Raw genomic sequence first — 15434 nt, 5'->3', positions numbered from 1 at the left:
CGTCGGATACCACAGCTACACCTTTCGTGAATGACAAAAGGAACTCGCCCATGCGTTACGCGCCTGATCTGGCCTCGGCCATTGGAAACACGCCACTGATCAAGCTGCGCCGCGCCAGCGAAGAGACCGGCTGCACGATTCTGGGCAAGGCCGAGTTCATGAACCCTGGCCAATCGGTCAAGGACCGGGCGGCCCTGTCCATCATCCAGGAAGCAGTGGCCAGCGGCGAACTGCGCCCGGGCGGCACGATTGTCGAAGGCACGGCAGGCAATACTGGCATTGGCCTTGCGCTGGTTGGTGCGTCGATGGGGTTCAAAACCGTCATCGTCATCCCCGAAACGCAGAGCCAGGAAAAAAAGGATATGCTGCGGTTGGCAGGTGCAGAGCTGGTGCAGGTGCCCGCGGCGCCATACCGCAATCCGAACAACTTTGTACGCTACTCCGGTCGTTTGGCCGAGGAGCTGGCAAAGACGGAACCGAATGGTGCCATCTGGGCCAACCAGTTCGACAATGTTGCCAACCGTAAGGCCCATGTCGACACCACCGGGCCGGAGATCTGGGAACAGACAGATGGCAAGGTGGATGGCTTCATTTGCGCAGTCGGCTCCGGCGGTACGCTGGCAGGGGTGGCCGAGGTCTTGCAGCCGAAGGGCGTCAAAATAGGTTTGGCAGACCCCGATGGCGCGGGCCTGTTCAGCTACTACACCACCGGCGAGATCGCGATGGAGGGCAGTTCGATTGCTGAAGGGATCGGGCAGGTGCGCATCACCAAGAATCTTGAGGGGCTGACGCCTGATTTCAACTACAACGTTTCGGACGCCGAAGCGCTGCCCATTGTCTTTGATCTACTAGAACATGAGGGGCTGTGCCTTGGTGCGTCCTCTGGTGTGAATGTCGCTGGTGCCATTCGTATGGCCAAGGATATGGGGCCGGGCCACACCATCGTGACGATCCTGTGTGACTTTGGAACACGCTATCAGTCCAAACTGTTCAATCCGGATTTTTTGCGGGAGAAAGAATTGCCGGTGCCACAATGGCTTGAGCAAGGTCCTTCAAGTATTCCCGGCGTTTTTGAGGATGTATGATGGGCCTGACGTGGCTACGCGCTGCGGTTCTGTCTGTTTGTCTGGCGCTGCTGGCAACGCTGGCAGTCGCGCAAGCTGACGGACCAGACTACGACCGGTGGCAAAACACGGCGACCCGGGCGGAACAGGCTGTCGAAGCCGCCCGCGCCTCGGACCAGGCATTTGAAATACTGAGGGCAGAGGTCGCCGGATGGCGGCAGCAGTTTCAAAACCAACTGAGTGCCAATGACAGCCGCTTGCAAACCCTGCGCGATCAGATTGCAGCCCTTGGTCCGGCCCCAGAGGACGGTCAGGACGAGGCAACAGAGATTGCGGATCGCCGCGCTGAACTGAACGCACAGCTTGAACGGCTCAGCACGCCGCGACGGACCGCCGAGGAAGCGTTCAGTCGCGCCAACGGGGTTATTACCGAGATTGATGATATCCTGCGCCAGCGCCAAACCGATGCGCTGCTAAACATGGGACCATGGCCGGTCAATCCAGCCAACTGGCCCGGTGCGATGCGCCATGCGCAGGATACGATGATTGCTGTAGTCGCTGGTGTGCGGCAAGCATGGCACAATCCGTCCCGCCGCTCGAATGCCAGGGATAACCTGCCGCTGATCGCCGTCTTGCTGGTTGTTGGCGTCGTGCTTCTGGCGCGGTCGCGGTATTGGTCAGAGTTGCTGGCCGTACGTATTCAAAGATCCGATACGCGGTCGGGTGCCCGGGTGGCCGGCTTCATCGTGTCCCTTGGGCAAATCCTTTTCCCAATGCTGGGGCTGGTGGCATTTGTGCGCGCGGTACGCGCCACGCAGCTTTTTGGCCCGCGCGGTGACCTGCTGCTGGATAGTCTGGAAGTTGTTGGGCTGGTCCTTTTCTTTGCCCGCTGGCTCGCCAGCCGACTGTTTCCCAAGGACGAAGCGCTGCGCGTATCATTTACGGTGCCAGCGCGTCGTCGGGCCGAAGGGCGCATATATGCCGTTACTCTTGGCATTGTCTTGGCACTTTATATCCTTCTGGCAGAGTTTTCTGACTTCGATCGTTACGATGCGGGTTCGGATGCGGTTCTGAACTTCCCGCTGATCGTTCTGGCCTGTCTGATGCTGACGCGCCTGGGCTGGCTGCTGCGCCGCCGCGTGCGCGATGCGGCGGAAGATGCGGACCAGGAAGTCCCATATGGTGACCGTATTATCGCCAGTGTTGGTCGGTTGGTTATCCTGGTGGGGCTTGTTGCCCCAATTCTGGCAGCACTTGGGTTCGGGGCGGCTGCCAAGTTCCTGACCTATCCCATGATCCTCACGCTTGCGCTGATCGGTATGGTGGTTCTGTTGCAAGGTGTTATCCGCGATACCTATGCCACGTTGCGACCGGGTGATGGCGCCCGAGACAGTCTTGTGCCGACTTTGCTTGGCTTTGTGGTCGTTCTGTTGGCGATCATCCCGCTATCCCTGATCTGGGGCGCACGTGTCACCGATCTGACAGAGGTGTGGGCGACCATTCGATCGGGACTGACCATCGGCGACATGACCATTTCGCCGGGCAGTTTCTTTACACTCCTCATCGTCTTCACGGTCGGGTACCTGATCACGCGCGCCGTACAAAATGCACTCAAGGTGTCAGTCCTGCCCAAAACGCGGATCGACCCAGGCGGTCAGGTCGCGATTGTATCTGGTCTTGGCTATGTCGGCATTTTTCTGGCTGCCCTGTTTGCGATCACTGCAGCCGGTATTGATTTGTCCAGTCTGGCCATCGTCGCCGGGGCCTTGTCCGTTGGTATCGGTTTTGGCCTGCAAACCATCGTGTCGAACTTTGTGTCGGGCATCATCCTTTTGATCGAACGCCCAATATCAGAGGGCGATTGGATCGAAGTGGGTGGACAGATGGGTTATGTCCGCTCGATCTCTGTCCGGTCCACGCGGATCGAAACCTTTGATCGGACGGACGTCATTGTTCCGAACGCGGACCTTATTTCCGGTACTGTCACGAACTACACGCGCGGCAACACGGTGGGGCGTGTGATCATTCCGGTCGGTGTGGCCTACGGTACTGACACCCGCCGGGTCGAGGCCGTACTGAAAGAGATTGCCGATGCGCATCCCATGGCCCTGGCCAATCCACCCCCGGCTGTCTTGTTCATGGGGTTTGGCGCCGACAGCCTTGATTTCGAAATCCGTATCATTCTGCGCGATGTGAACTGGATGTTGGCCGTCAAGAACGAGATTAACCACCAGATCGCTGCCCGGTTCGAAGAAGAGGGGATCGAGATACCCTTTGCCCAGCGGGATGTTTGGCTACGCAATCCCGAGGTGTTGCAGGCCGGTCCCAAAGTAAAAACGCCCCCATCTGCGCCGCCGACCAAAGCGCATCTGGAAGAAAGCGATATGGACCCGGATATGCCGGGCGAAGATGGAGATGGCAGATGACAACGCCTTTGTTCCGCGACGACGCCTATGCGCGCGATGCCAGCGGTGTCGTGACAGGTCACACGCCCGAGGGCGGGATTATCTTGGATCAGAGCATCTTTTATCCGACAGGCGGTGGACAGCCGGGCGATAGCGGAGCGCTCAACTGGGACGGCGGGGCGTTGAATATCGCGACCGCGATCAAGGGGGACGGTGACAGCATCATTCTTGTCCCGGCCGAGCCACGTGCGTTGCCCGGCCTTGGTGCGACCGTCATGCAAAGCCTCGATTGGGAGCGCCGTTACGCCCATATGCGTGTGCACACAGCGCTTCACTTGCTGTCTGTAGCGCTGCCTTTTGGTGTGACTGGAGGGTCGGTCGGGGCCGGGCGCGGGCGGCTGGATTTTGACATGGCCGACGCGCCGGACGACCGTGAAGGCCTTCAAGACGTATTGAACAGTCACGTGACCAGCGACATGCGGGTGCGTGCCGAGTGGATCAATGAAGCGGAACTGGATGCCAATCCGAGCATGGTCAAGACGTTGTCGGTGCAACCACCGCGCGGGGCAAGCGAGATCCGCCTGGTTCGCATCGGTGAAGGCGACGCAACGGTCGACCTGCAGCCCTGCGGCGGCACGCACGTTGCGCGGACGGGCGAGATCGGCGCGCTGCGCATCGGCAAGATCGAAAAGAAGGGGCGGATGAACCGCCGTGTTTACCTGCATCTGGACGGCTGAAAAATTTAGTACTTAACCTGCTTGCATCCCCATACCCGAATTGGATAGAGACGGCGGTGGACAGGTGGCCGAGTGGTCGAAGGCGCGCGCCTGGAAAGTGCGTAGGCGGGAGACCGTCTCGAGGGTTCGAATCCCTTCCTGTCCGCCACCCAACCTTTTTCCAGGGTTTCCCCCACGTCGCTCAAATTGGCTTTGATCTTTGTTTCTAGGGACTTTGGCAAAGCTTGCGTTTTCTGGGTTTCTTCCGATTGATGCCGTTTGTACGTATTGAGTGGTAGGGAAATCGAAAGGTCTCAGGTCAGGAGAGAACCCGGTAGCGGCCATTCGAGGCGCCAAGATACGCTGCGTGTTGTGTGTGAGTTCTTCCACTGGCTCATTGGGTTGCGTGGGTCTAAACGCGATCTAGGGCACAATGAGCGGGTCTATCTCAAACAGCCCTTGAAGGGCGCGCGGATTGCGAGGATCTCAACCCCGCGCCCGATCCCTGTGGTTGACGTTATCCATAAAGCTTTCGACGCCATGCCTGATGGCACCAGTCAACAAAAGCGACAGGGCGTTGATCGCATTGCTGATACCAACAGGCGTACGGATTGGGGCAGCAACTCCCCTACGTCTCAAACACCTTGATTTGGACGCCAAGCGCGTCATCCGGTATCCACGCGAAGTACATAATAAGTTTGCTTAACCGCTGAGCACGACGTTCTTTCCGATGGGGGCAAAGTTTGTAGACGCGTTAGCCGCGTCTCTCGCTCGTCTCTAGGACGGCCTTTACTTAGGCGCAGAAGAACCGTTGTTCCCCTCGCTTTGATCTGACGGATCTGTCTCAGTCAGGCAAGCCCAGCGCTTTCTTTCGATCTGTCGCCCATTTCATGATCGTCAGATCGAATGTCAGCGCCATGAGCGACACGCAAATCCCCAGAACAAAGTTCTTACCCAGATCCGTACCTGCCAGAGTGCGTTGCAATTCCTGCCCCAAATCCTGGGTGCCGATAAAGGCCGCGATAATGACCATGAAAAACGCAAACATAATGGCCTGGTTGAACCCCACGGCCATCGTCGGCAACGCTAAAGGCAACTGCACTTTCAGCAGTTTTTGCATGCGTGTGGCGCCTGCCATGTCGGCGGCTTCCGTCATCTCGGGGGGTACAGTCCGCAGCCCTTCAATCGTGTAGCGGGTCAGTGGAACCATCGCAAAGATCAGGATCGACATTACAACCGATGTCGCCGTGATGCCGAACAGCATGATGGCCGGGATCAGGTAGATGAAGCTTGGGAATGTCTGCGCCGTATCACAGGCCAGAAGCACCCGGCGTGACCATTTTTCCGAGCGGGCAGCGGCGATGCCCAACGGCACGCCGATCAACAATGCCAGCATGACGGCCGAAATGACGGAATAGAGCGTGATCACCGACCGGTCCCACCACCCAGAAAGCGCGACAAGGCCAAAGAAGATCGCGGCATAGATGGCGGGGCGTTTGCCCCCAAGAGACAGCGCAAAGGCCACCACCAGCATGATAAAGGCGGGCGTCGGGATCGACAAAAGGAAGTCGCGAAATGGGTTCAGGATCCAGACATTGAGAACATACCTTATTGACTGTGTTGTGTTCTGCACTGGATCGAACGCAAGAAACGCCTTTATCGCCGTATCGATCTCTTTGCCTTGGCTAAAGTTCTGCTTGCGCCCGATTTCGGCAAACACTTGCACGAATTGTGCCGCGATGCAGAAGAACACAAAAACAGCAATGCCCGTCAGCAGGTAGATATGCCGACGCCACCATGGCGTGTCGCGTTCAAAGTGCTCGGGTTGCTTGACGACCCATGCCTTTGACATCCGGTCCAGCATCACCGCCAGCAATACGATCGTCACGCCAATCTCGAACGAGCGTCCCAGCTTGAAACTGCCCATCATCGCCAGCAGCTTGGCACCAAGGCCGGGCATCCCGATAAAGGCGGTCAGCACCACCATCGCCAGGCACAGCATGATGACCTGGTTCACGCCCACTAGGATCTCGGTCCGGGCGGATGGAAGATAGACATGGCGCAGAAGCTGCCACTTGGTGCAGCCACTCATGTTACCCGCTTCGACCACTTCGGACGGCACCTTTTGCAGGCCCAGCGTTGTCATCAGGATCATGGGTGGGATGGCGTAGATTGTCGTCGCCACGGCCCCGGCGGTTGGGCCGACCTTGAAGAATATGACAGCGGGCAGCAGGTAAGTGAAGAAGGGCAGCGTTTGCAGCACCGACAGGATCGGCTTGATGGCCCGGTTCACGGTTGCGTATTTCCACGCAAGGATACCGAGGCCGAGGCCGATAAAGAACGCCAACGGCGCCGCGACCATCAGCACCGACATGGTTTCCATTGCGATTTTCCACTGCCCGATCAGAGCGGTCCAGATAAACGTGCCCGCACCCAGCGTAGCCATGCGCCAGCCGCCCAGATAGTAGCCAATCACGGCAGCCACGCCCGCAACGGCGGTCCACGGGATCGGGCCAAGATTGGGCCATCGACGCTTGCCGAACATCAGGTTGGCAGTCGCGTCCAGCAGCCATTCCAACCCTTCTGTCAATGTGCGGGTGAGGGCCAAAAGGCCTAAATCGTCCTTCACAAAATTGAAAAACACGTCCAGCCAACTGGCAAAGGGCGGGATCACCGCGTCAGGGATGCGATGAAGCGCTTCCGGCAAAAGCCCGCCATAGCGCAGGATGGTCAAAAGAACGGCTGCGATCAAAAATACAGAGACCCATTTGCCCCGCGTCCATTGCGCGACGCCGGAGGTGTCTGATTTCAGCCCGCTTGTGATATCGGCCATCAGCTGGCCTCCAACAAGATTTCCAGTGCCGCCGCGCGGTCCATCCCACCAATCACTTGACCGCTTTTGGCGACAGGAATGATGGCGCGGGTATCTTGCACCAGCAATCGGGCAAGGTCCTGAACAGATGCCGTCGCGTCCACCGGGTCACCTTCGCCTGTCATGCCCTCTTGGGCCAGGACACCAGCGTGGACGACCCGCGCCTTGTCGATTTCCTCGGTGAACTTGCGCACATATTCTGTGGCGGGGCTCAGCACGATCTGGTCGGGCGTGTCGCATTGCTCGATCGCGCCGTCCTTCATGATGGCGATCCGGTCGGCAAGGCGCAGCGCCTCGTCAAAATCGTGGGTGATGAACACGATGGTTTTGCCCAGCAATCCCTGCAAGCGCAGGAATTCGTCCTGCATCTCGCGTCTGATCAGCGGATCAAGCGCAGAGAATGGCTCGTCCAGAAACCAGATATCCGGTTCGATGGCGAGACTGCGGGCAATGCCCACACGCTGCTGTTGTCCGCCCGAAAGCTCGCGCGGGAAATACTCTTCACGCCCTTCAAGGCCCACCAGCTTGATCACTTCGAGGGCACGTTCGCGGCGCGTGTGTTTATCCTGTCCGCGCATCTCGAGCGGAAAGGCCACATTCTCTAGCACGGTACGGTGCGGCAGCAGGCCAAAGGATTGGAACACCATGCCCATCTTGCTGCGACGCAGTTCAATCAGTTCTTTTTCGGACAGGGACATCAAGTCCTGCCCTTCGACGGTGATCGTCCCGCCGGTGATGTCATGCAGACGCGAGAAACAGCGCACCAGTGTCGACTTGCCAGATCCCGACAAGCCCATAATGACCAGCATCTCGCCCCGGTTGACGTCGATCGACACATCCTTGACCCCGGCAATATAGCCATCGGCCTGGATGTCGTCGAAGCTGTGCCCGGCGGGCATGGACTTCAGATATCTCTTGGGATCAGGCCCAAAGATCTTCCACGCGCTTTTGCAGGAAATCACGGTGTCGGCGGTCATTTTTATGCTCTCTCCTCACCGGACTGGGCGCCGGTGTTCAAAACGCCCGCCCGGAGTTTAACCCCGGACGGGCGCAAGGTCTCAACAAAGTCTGACGACCTTACGAGGCCCAGCCCTGCCAGACGTCCGGGTTGGCTTCCAGCCATTCGGCGGCTGCCTCTTCCGGCTCCATCTCTTCAACGTCTACGAGACGCGCCATTTCAGCGATCTGCGGGTTGGTGAAAGAGATCTTGGTCAGCACGTCATAGGCCGCTGGCCACTTGTCTTTCATGCCATCCCACGCGGCCTTTTTCAGGTAACCGTCAGCAGGGTTTCCGCAATCGTAAAGTGCGTCCTTGTTCGGTCCCACGGCGGGGTCCTTGTCGCAACCATCGACCCATGTGGGGAACTCGACAAACTCACCGGGCCAGACGGCTTCGGCAAAGTTGGGCGTCCAGTTGAACACCACGACGGGGCGCTTGTCCGCTTCAGCGGCGCCGATTTCGGCCCAGAGGGCGGCAGCGGAGCCTGCGTTCACAACGACAAAGTCCATGCCAAGCGCTTCAACGCGTTCCTGCCCGTGCTTGAGCCAGTCAACCGGCCCATCCAGATACCGGCCCTTGTCGCCAGTCTCGGCCGTTGCAAACAGTGCCGCGCAGTCGTTCAGCGCTTCCCAGCTGGGCAGGCCCGGGCAGGCATCCTTGGTCCACATCGGATACCACCAGTCTTCGCGCGTGACAGCATCGTGATCTCCGGCGTCATGCAGACCGCCCTTTTCCAAAGCCGCACGGAAAGACGCGCCAAATGCACCTTCCCACACTTCCAGCTCCAGCGTCACATCGCCCAAGCGGACCGATTCATACACGGCCTGGCTGTCAGTGGTGACAAATTCGACGTTATTGCCCATCGACTCAAAGATCTGGCCGACCACGTGGCTCATCACGATCTGTGATGACCAGTTGTGGATGGGGATCACGATCGGATCGCTGCTGTCTTCGGCCAGAAGCGCCATTGGCGCAAAGGCAAGAACGCCCGCCGTCAAAGCAGTTGTAAACTTGTTCATTGATAGTCTCCCTAGTGGTGTACCGCTGTGTCGCGGCTTGATCATCACGAATGGCTTCATTGTGCAGGGTCCGAATTCGAATCCGGACATGCGCCATTTCTTGGTGCCAACACTCTTGCATTATTTTCCTATCAAGCAAGTTTTTTTCTTGCTGAGATGATTTTGTGATGCGCGCAAAGGCGGTAAATCTGTGCAGAATGTCCGATTTCAGATGTTGCGTGTCGCATCTCAAACTCATTTTTCCACGAAAACTCACGTAGGAGTAAGGCAGGGGGTCCGATTCCATGCGTTATTCTGGTTTCAAGGTGATAAAAGAGGCGCTGACCGGCCACAAAGGCTGGAAACCGGCATGGCGTGATCCCGAGCCGCAGGCGCACTACGACATCGTCATCATCGGCGGCGGCGGCCATGGGCTGGCCACAGCCCACTACCTCGCATCGGTCTACGGCCAGCAGCGTGTCGCCGTGATCGAAAAGGGCTGGATTGGCGGCGGCAATGTCGGCCGCAACACCACCATCATCCGCTCGAACTACCTGCTCGACGGAAATGAGCCGTTCTACGAGTTTTCCCTCAAGTTGTGGGAGGGGCTGGAGCAGGATCTGAACTATAACGCCATGGTATCGCAGCGCGGCATCATGAACCTGATCCACTCGGACGCGCAGCGCGATGCGTTCATCCGGCGCGGCAACGCCATGATCCTGAACGGCGCCGATGCCGAGTTGCTGTCAGAGGCCCAGATCAGGCAGGAATACCCGTTTCTCAACTTCGACGACGCACGTTTCCCGATAAAGGGCGGTCTGGCCCAGCGGCGCGGTGGCACCGTGCGCCACGACGCGGTCGCATGGGGCTATGCCCGCGCCGCAGACAGCCGCGGTGTCGACATCATCCAGAACTGCGAAGTCACCGGCTTTCGTATCGAAAATGGAAAGTGCCTTGGCGTTGAAACATCCAAGGGGTTCATCGGCGCAGGCCGCGTCGGCTGTGCGGTCGCGGGCAACTCAAATCGGTTGATGGCCAAGGCCGGGATGCGGTTGCCAATTGAATCCCACGTGCTGCAAGCCTTTGTCTCCGAAGGGCTGAAGCCCGTTCTGCCGGGCGTGATCACCTTTGGGGCCGGGCATTTCTACGTCTCGCAATCTGACAAGGGCGGGCTGGTCTTTGGCGGCGATATTGATGGCTACAACTCCTACGCCCAACGCGGCAATCTGCCTGTGGTCGAGGACGTGTGCGAAGGCGGCATGGCCATCATGCCGATGATCGGGCGTGCGCGCCTCTTGAGGATGTGGGGCGGTATCATGGACATGAGCATGGACGGCTCGCCCATCATCGACCGAACCCACATCGCCGGGCTCTATTTCAACGGCGGCTGGTGTTACGGCGGGTTCAAAGCGACACCTGCTTCTGGCTATGCCTTTGCGCATCTGCTGGCGCGAGACGAGCCGCACGAGACAGCCACCGCATATCGCTTCGATCGGTTCCGCACCGGTCATATGATCGACGAAAAAGGGATGGGCAATCAGCCCAACTTGCATTGAGGGGCTGCGCGACATGATCATCAACCATCCCTTGCTTGGCCCCCGCGACAGCGCTGAGTTTGTCTATCTTGGTGCCGCCGAATTGATGAATCGCCCCGATCCCGAAACGGCCAGCGCTGAAGATTGGCACGGCTACGCCTACCTCCGCGACAACCCGGCAGGCGTGCACCGCGAGTTGTGGTTCCACGAAGGCGGCGACCGGTCGATCCTGATCGTCACACGCGACACGACCACGCACGAGATTTCAGCCGTTGAACTGGCCCGCAAACCGAGGGCACAGACATGACTCAGAAAAACAGGCTCGCGGGGGGGCAACTGGACCGCGACACGACGCTCAGCTTCACCTTCGACGGCAAAAACTATTCCGGCCACCTCGGCGACACGCTCGCCTCGGCGCTGTTGGCAAACAACGTCCGCCTCATGGGACGGTCCTTCAAATATCACCGCCCACGCGGCCCCCTGACCGCCGGGTCGGAAGAACCCAACGCGATTGTGGAATTGCGCAGTGGCGCACGGCAGGAACCCAACACCCGCGCCACCACGGCAGAACTGTTCGATGGGCTGTCGGCCAAATCTCAGAACCGCTGGCCCAGCCTTGCCTTCGACGCCATGGCGATCAACGACCGGTTCTCGAACTTCCTGACAGCTGGCTTTTACTACAAGACCTTCATGTGGCCCGCCGCGTTTTGGGAAAAGCTGTACGAGCCGATCATCCGCAAGGCAGCAGGTTTGGGGTCATTGTCGATGCAGGCGGACCCCGATGAATATGACAAAGGCTTTCGTCACTGCGATCTGCTGATCATCGGCGCGGGTCCCGCCGGGCTGAACGCGGCCCTGACCGCGGGGCGCACGGGCGCGCATGTGATCCTTGCGGATGAGGATTTCCGCATGGGAGGCCGTCTGAATGCCGAGACGCTCGCCATCTCGGACATGGCAGGCGCCGATTGGGCAGCGCAAACAGTCGCTGAGTTGGCATCTCTACCCAATGTCCGTTTGATGGCACGCACTACGGTGATCGGCGCATTCGATCACGGTATCTACGGCGCGGTTGAGCGGATCAGCGACCACCTTGCCAAAGCACCTAGGGGCAAACCCCGCCAGATCCTCTGGCGCATCTATGCCAAGCAAACTCTGCTCTGTGCCGGGGCAACGGAACGGCCCATCGCCTTTGACAACAACGACCGCCCGGGCATCATGCTGGCCGCATCCCTGCGTGCCTATGCCAACCGCTGGGCAGCGACTCCGGCCCAGCGTGTCGCTATTTTCACGAACAACGATGATGGGCACCGCACCGCGCAAGACCTGCACGCCAAGGGCGTCAAGATTGCGGGTGTGATCGATACCCGCCCCGACGCGCCGCGCGCCCTGGATTATGAAGTGCTGCAAGGGGCGCATGTGACCGACACCAAGGGTCGTCTGGGCCTCACCTTTGTCGAGGTCGCGTGCGCCGACGGCAGCACCCGTACAATCGAATGCGGCGCCTTGGGCGTGTCCGGCGGCTGGAACCCCAACGTGCACCTGACCTGCCACCAACGTGGACGCCCCACTTGGGACGACGACCTTGCCGCTTTCGTTCCCGGCGGCACATTGCCGCCCGGCATGGTGGTTGCAGGGGCCGCGCAGGGCATTTTTTCAACACACGGCGCTCTGAAATCCGGGGCGGACGCCGCCCGCAAGGCGCTTGGCCTCAAGGGCCGCGCCCCCGCTGTGCCGGACGCCAAAGATAGCCCCGTCATCCAGACCCCGTTCTGGTATGTCGAAGGCTGCTCTCGCGCATGGCTTGACCAGCAGAACGACGTGACCGTCAAGGACGTCAAGCTGAGCCACCAGGAGGGCTTCCGTTCGGTCGAGCACCTCAAGCGCTACACAACGCTGGGCATGGCCACCGATCAGGGCAAGACGTCCAACATGGGCGGGCTCGCCATTATGGCCGAGCTGGCCGGCAAGCCGATTCCCGAGGTTGGCACAACGATCTTCCGGCCACCCTATACACCCACAGCCATCGGCACGCTGGCGGGCCGGATGCGCGGCAAGGAGTTTCACCCGACCCGCCTCACGCCTTCGCACTACTGGGCCGAGGAACGTGGGGCGGTCTTTGTCGAAGTTGGCAACTGGTTGCGCGCGCAGTGGTTCCCGCTGCCGGGCGAGACGCACTGGCGGCAATCGGTGGACCGCGAGGTCACCGCCACCCGCGCCTCGGTCGGGGTGTGCGACTGCACCACGTTGGGCAAGATTGATGTGCAGGGCACCGACGCCGCCACCTTCCTGAATAAGGTCTATTGCAACGGCTTTGCCAAACTGGCGGTGGGCAAAACACGCTACGGCCTCATGTTGCGCGAGGACGGTGTCGCCATGGACGACGGCACGGCGGCACGGTTGGCCGAGGATCAATTCGTGGTCACGACCACGACCGCCAACGCGGCCAAGGTGTATCAACATATGGAATTCGTGCGCCAATGCCTGATGCCTGATGCGGACGTGCAACTGATCTCCACCACCGAGGCGTGGGCGCAATACGCGGTCGCAGGCCCCAATTCGCGCCGCCTGCTGCAACGGATCGTTGACCCAGACCACGACATTTCGAACGAAGGATTCCCCTTCATGGCCTGTGGCAACATCACAGTCTGCGGGGGCTTGCGGGCTCGGCTTTTCCGGATTTCGTTCTCAGGCGAACTGGCTTTTGAGATCGCAGTCCCAGCCCGCTACGGCGATGCGCTCATGCGCAAGCTGATGGCCGAGGGCGAGGAGTACGACGTCACGCCTTACGGCACCGAAGCGCTGGGGGTCATGCGCATCGAAAAGGGGCACGCGGCGGGCAATGAGCTTAACGGCACAACCACTGCGCTGAACCTCGGCATGGGCCGCATGGTGTCCAAGGCCAAGGACAGCATTGGGTCGAAACTGTCGGAACGGCCCGGTCTGAACGAAGCCAAGGCGCTGATGCAGATCGGTCTGCGTCCGGTCAGGGCGGACGACAAGGTGACAGCGGGCGGCCACTTGATGAACGCAACAGGACCCGTCGATGCGGCCCATGACCAGGGCTATGTGACCTCTGCGGCATTCTCGCCAACGCTAGGTTGCATGATCGGGCTGGGGTTCCTCAAGGACGGCGGTAACCGCACCGGCGAAACACTGCGCCTCGTCTCGCCCGTGACAGACCTAACTGTCGAGGTCGAAGTGGTCTCCGCCCATTTTGTCGACCCGGAAGGAGAACGCGTTCGTGCATGATCTGACCCCAATCACCGCCCTCGGCGGCACGACGCCACGCGTGGACACTGTCGGCGACGTGACTCTCACCGAAGTCCCAAACGTCGCGCTCGCCTCTGTTGCCGCGCGGCTCGGGCAGGAAAGCGCGTGTGCAAAAAAACTCAAGAGCCTGTTGGGTGCTACGGTGCCGGAACCCGGTCGCGCAGCCATTGGCAGGGACTATGCGGCTCTTTGGGCGGGGCCGGACCAGTGGATGCTCAGCGCCGACTTCGACACGCACGAAGATATCGCTGTCCACGTCAAATCCCATTTTTCCAACACGGCATCCGTCACCGAACAGACCGACGCATGGACCTGCTTTGACCTGATGGGTCCGCGCGTCAATGCTGTGCTTGAACTCTTGTGCAACATTGACCTGACCGGCTTTGACACTGGCCACGCCACGCGCACTGGTATCCACCATTTGGGCTGTTTTGTGATCCGTACCGACGCGCGCCAATCCGTCCGCATCATCGGCCCGCGCGCCTCTGCCGGGTCGTTGCATCACGCGATCACAACGGCAATGGTCGCTGCACTTTAGGCCGGTGGCAGCGGCACATTGCCCTGCACACGGAACGAGTTGATCTGCTTGCGATCCTCTTGCGGACTGACACCAAACGCAACGCGGTAGTGGGCTATCAGCGGCGTGGCAGAGGTGTAGCCAACAGCCTGCGCGATGCTTTGCATATTCTGTTTGGAATACAGCACAAGCTGACGCGCGGCCTTCATCCGCATGCCACGATAATAATGCGTCGGGCTCTGCCCCGTCGCCCGTTTGAAAGCGCGTTCCACCTGGCGCGGGGTCACATCCACGGCCCGCGCGACCTCAGCGACAGAAATCGGATGCTCGATATGTTCGGCAAACAACGCGACCGCGTCTGCGACAAGGTTCGGCAAATCAGGCGCCGCGCTTGGGCGCATCGGAATGCGTTGTTGCACCCCTTCGCCCCGCATGGTGGCGTGCTGAAACCAGCAGGCCACCTCATACGCGACGTCTGCCCCCAACCGATCCTCGATCAACCGCAAAGCCAGATCAAAGGCAGATGCCGCACCCGACACCGTGTACCGGCGTCCATTCATGCTGATGACATCATCCGTCATCTCGATGTCGGGAAACGCGCTGCGAAACGCCGCCTCATAGCACCAATGGACCGAACACCGATAACCGGTCATGACGCCCGCGCGGACCAACGGGAACACGCCGCCGCTGATCGCTCCTAAAACCACGCCATGCCGATCCAGCCTGCGCAACGTCGCATTGCCCGACTTCGGCGCCTCAAAAACGCTGTTCGGCGCGCCCAGAACAAACAGGATGTCTAAGTCCGATACATCGGCCAGCTTTGCTTCCGGTTCAAAGACGACGCGCGCGCTGGATGTGGTTGGGGCACCGGTTTCGGAAATGACATGCCAGTCAAAAACAGCGGCGCCCACAATCTCGTTCGCAGCGCGCAGAGGTTCGATGATGGATGTCAGACATGCCATCGGAAAACCCGGAAAGATCAGAAAACCGATCTGCATTATTTCACTGTCATTCAACTTTTGTGTTCTCTCGGGAAAAAATCGGCCTATGATACTCA

Annotated in this window: 11 protein-coding genes and 1 tRNA gene; 8 read left to right on the top strand and 4 right to left on the bottom strand. The window is 59.7% G+C overall.

Annotation, left to right across the window (positions count from 1 at the left end; translation table 11 throughout):
* Positions 1-50: 50 nt before the first annotated feature.
* From Q1A51_RS00215 to Q1A51_RS00200, 4 genes are all read left to right on the top strand, one after another.
* Positions 51-1085, top strand: coding sequence for a cysteine synthase A (locus Q1A51_RS00215; RefSeq protein ID WP_299605569.1), 1035 nt, complete (start codon positions 51-53; stop codon positions 1083-1085).
* Positions 1085-3490, top strand: a complete 2406-nt coding sequence (locus Q1A51_RS00210) for a DUF3772 domain-containing protein (RefSeq protein WP_299605566.1) — start codon at positions 1085-1087, stop codon at positions 3488-3490. The genes Q1A51_RS00215 and Q1A51_RS00210 overlap by 1 nt, the downstream gene beginning before the upstream one ends.
* Positions 3487-4206 (top strand): alanyl-tRNA editing protein, encoded by a 720-nt coding sequence (locus Q1A51_RS00205; RefSeq protein WP_299605563.1) that lies wholly within the window; start codon positions 3487-3489, stop codon positions 4204-4206. Before Q1A51_RS00210 ends, Q1A51_RS00205 begins: the two co-directional genes overlap by 4 nt.
* A 58-nt stretch (positions 4207-4264) precedes the next feature.
* Positions 4265-4354: transfer RNA gene (locus tag Q1A51_RS00200), tRNA-Ser, on the top strand.
* 675 nt (positions 4355-5029) lie between these two features.
* On the opposite strand, the gene Q1A51_RS00195 is transcribed toward Q1A51_RS00200, so the two are convergent.
* From Q1A51_RS00195 to Q1A51_RS00185, 3 genes are all read right to left on the bottom strand, one after another.
* Complete coding sequence (locus Q1A51_RS00195) at positions 5030-7018, bottom strand: ABC transporter permease subunit (RefSeq protein WP_299605560.1); 1989 nt, start codon at positions 7016-7018, stop codon at positions 5030-5032.
* Entirely contained in the window at positions 7018-8034 is a 1017-nt protein-coding gene (locus Q1A51_RS00190) for a glycine betaine/L-proline ABC transporter ATP-binding protein (protein WP_299196318.1), read from the bottom strand. Before Q1A51_RS00190 ends, Q1A51_RS00195 begins: the two co-directional genes overlap by 1 nt.
* Before the next feature lie 100 nt (positions 8035-8134).
* Positions 8135-9076 (bottom strand): ABC transporter substrate-binding protein, encoded by a 942-nt coding sequence (locus tag Q1A51_RS00185; protein ID WP_299605557.1) that lies wholly within the window; start codon positions 9074-9076, stop codon positions 8135-8137.
* A gap of 284 nt (positions 9077-9360) precedes the next feature.
* Between Q1A51_RS00185 and Q1A51_RS00180 the strand changes: the two genes are divergently transcribed.
* From Q1A51_RS00180 to Q1A51_RS00165, 4 genes are read left to right on the top strand one after another with little or no spacing between them, the layout of a single operon-like run.
* Positions 9361-10611 (top strand): sarcosine oxidase subunit beta family protein, encoded by a 1251-nt coding sequence (locus Q1A51_RS00180; RefSeq protein ID WP_299605554.1) that lies wholly within the window; start codon positions 9361-9363, stop codon positions 10609-10611.
* 13 nt (positions 10612-10624) lie between these two features.
* A complete protein-coding gene (locus Q1A51_RS00175; RefSeq protein WP_299605551.1) occupies positions 10625-10897 on the top strand; it encodes a sarcosine oxidase subunit delta in 273 nt (90 codons plus the stop codon).
* On the top strand, positions 10894-13839 hold the full coding sequence (locus tag Q1A51_RS00170) for a sarcosine oxidase subunit alpha family protein (protein ID WP_299605549.1): 2946 nt from the start codon (positions 10894-10896) through the stop codon (positions 13837-13839). Before Q1A51_RS00175 ends, Q1A51_RS00170 begins: the two co-directional genes overlap by 4 nt.
* Positions 13832-14398 carry a sarcosine oxidase subunit gamma gene (locus Q1A51_RS00165; protein ID WP_299605547.1) on the top strand — a complete coding sequence of 189 codons (567 nt, stop codon included), beginning with the start codon at positions 13832-13834 and terminating at the stop codon, positions 14396-14398. The genes Q1A51_RS00170 and Q1A51_RS00165 overlap by 8 nt, the downstream gene beginning before the upstream one ends.
* Here Q1A51_RS00165 and Q1A51_RS00160 read toward each other — a convergent pair.
* Positions 14395-15375, bottom strand: a complete 981-nt coding sequence (locus Q1A51_RS00160; RefSeq protein ID WP_299605544.1) for a GlxA family transcriptional regulator — start codon at positions 15373-15375, stop codon at positions 14395-14397. The genes Q1A51_RS00165 and Q1A51_RS00160 overlap by 4 nt on opposite strands.
* Positions 15376-15434: the final 59 nt, after the last annotated feature.

This window comes from uncultured Tateyamaria sp. (assembly GCF_947496075.1).
GTDB lineage: Bacteria > Pseudomonadota > Alphaproteobacteria > Rhodobacterales > Rhodobacteraceae > Tateyamaria.
Note: the sequence above shows the minus strand (reverse complement) of the source record. Positions and strands in the feature narration are given on the sequence as shown.

Coding starts and splice junctions, on each gene's coding strand:
- Q1A51_RS00215 (WP_299605569.1), top strand. CDS start 51: ATGCGTTACGCGCCTGATCTGGCCTCGGCCATTGGAAACACGCCACTG.
- Q1A51_RS00210 (WP_299605566.1), top strand. CDS start 1,085: ATGGGCCTGACGTGGCTACGCGCTGCGGTTCTGTCTGTTTGTCTGGCG.
- Q1A51_RS00205 (WP_299605563.1), top strand. CDS start 3,487: ATGACAACGCCTTTGTTCCGCGACGACGCCTATGCGCGCGATGCCAGC.
- Q1A51_RS00195 (WP_299605560.1), bottom strand. CDS start 7,018: ATGGCCGATATCACAAGCGGGCTGAAATCAGACACCTCCGGCGTCGCG.
- Q1A51_RS00190 (WP_299196318.1), bottom strand. CDS start 8,034: ATGACCGCCGACACCGTGATTTCCTGCAAAAGCGCGTGGAAGATCTTT.
- Q1A51_RS00185 (WP_299605557.1), bottom strand. CDS start 9,076: ATGAACAAGTTTACAACTGCTTTGACGGCGGGCGTTCTTGCCTTTGCG.
- Q1A51_RS00180 (WP_299605554.1), top strand. CDS start 9,361: ATGCGTTATTCTGGTTTCAAGGTGATAAAAGAGGCGCTGACCGGCCAC.
- Q1A51_RS00175 (WP_299605551.1), top strand. CDS start 10,625: ATGATCATCAACCATCCCTTGCTTGGCCCCCGCGACAGCGCTGAGTTT.
- Q1A51_RS00170 (WP_299605549.1), top strand. CDS start 10,894: ATGACTCAGAAAAACAGGCTCGCGGGGGGGCAACTGGACCGCGACACG.
- Q1A51_RS00160 (WP_299605544.1), bottom strand. CDS start 15,375: ATGCAGATCGGTTTTCTGATCTTTCCGGGTTTTCCGATGGCATGTCTG.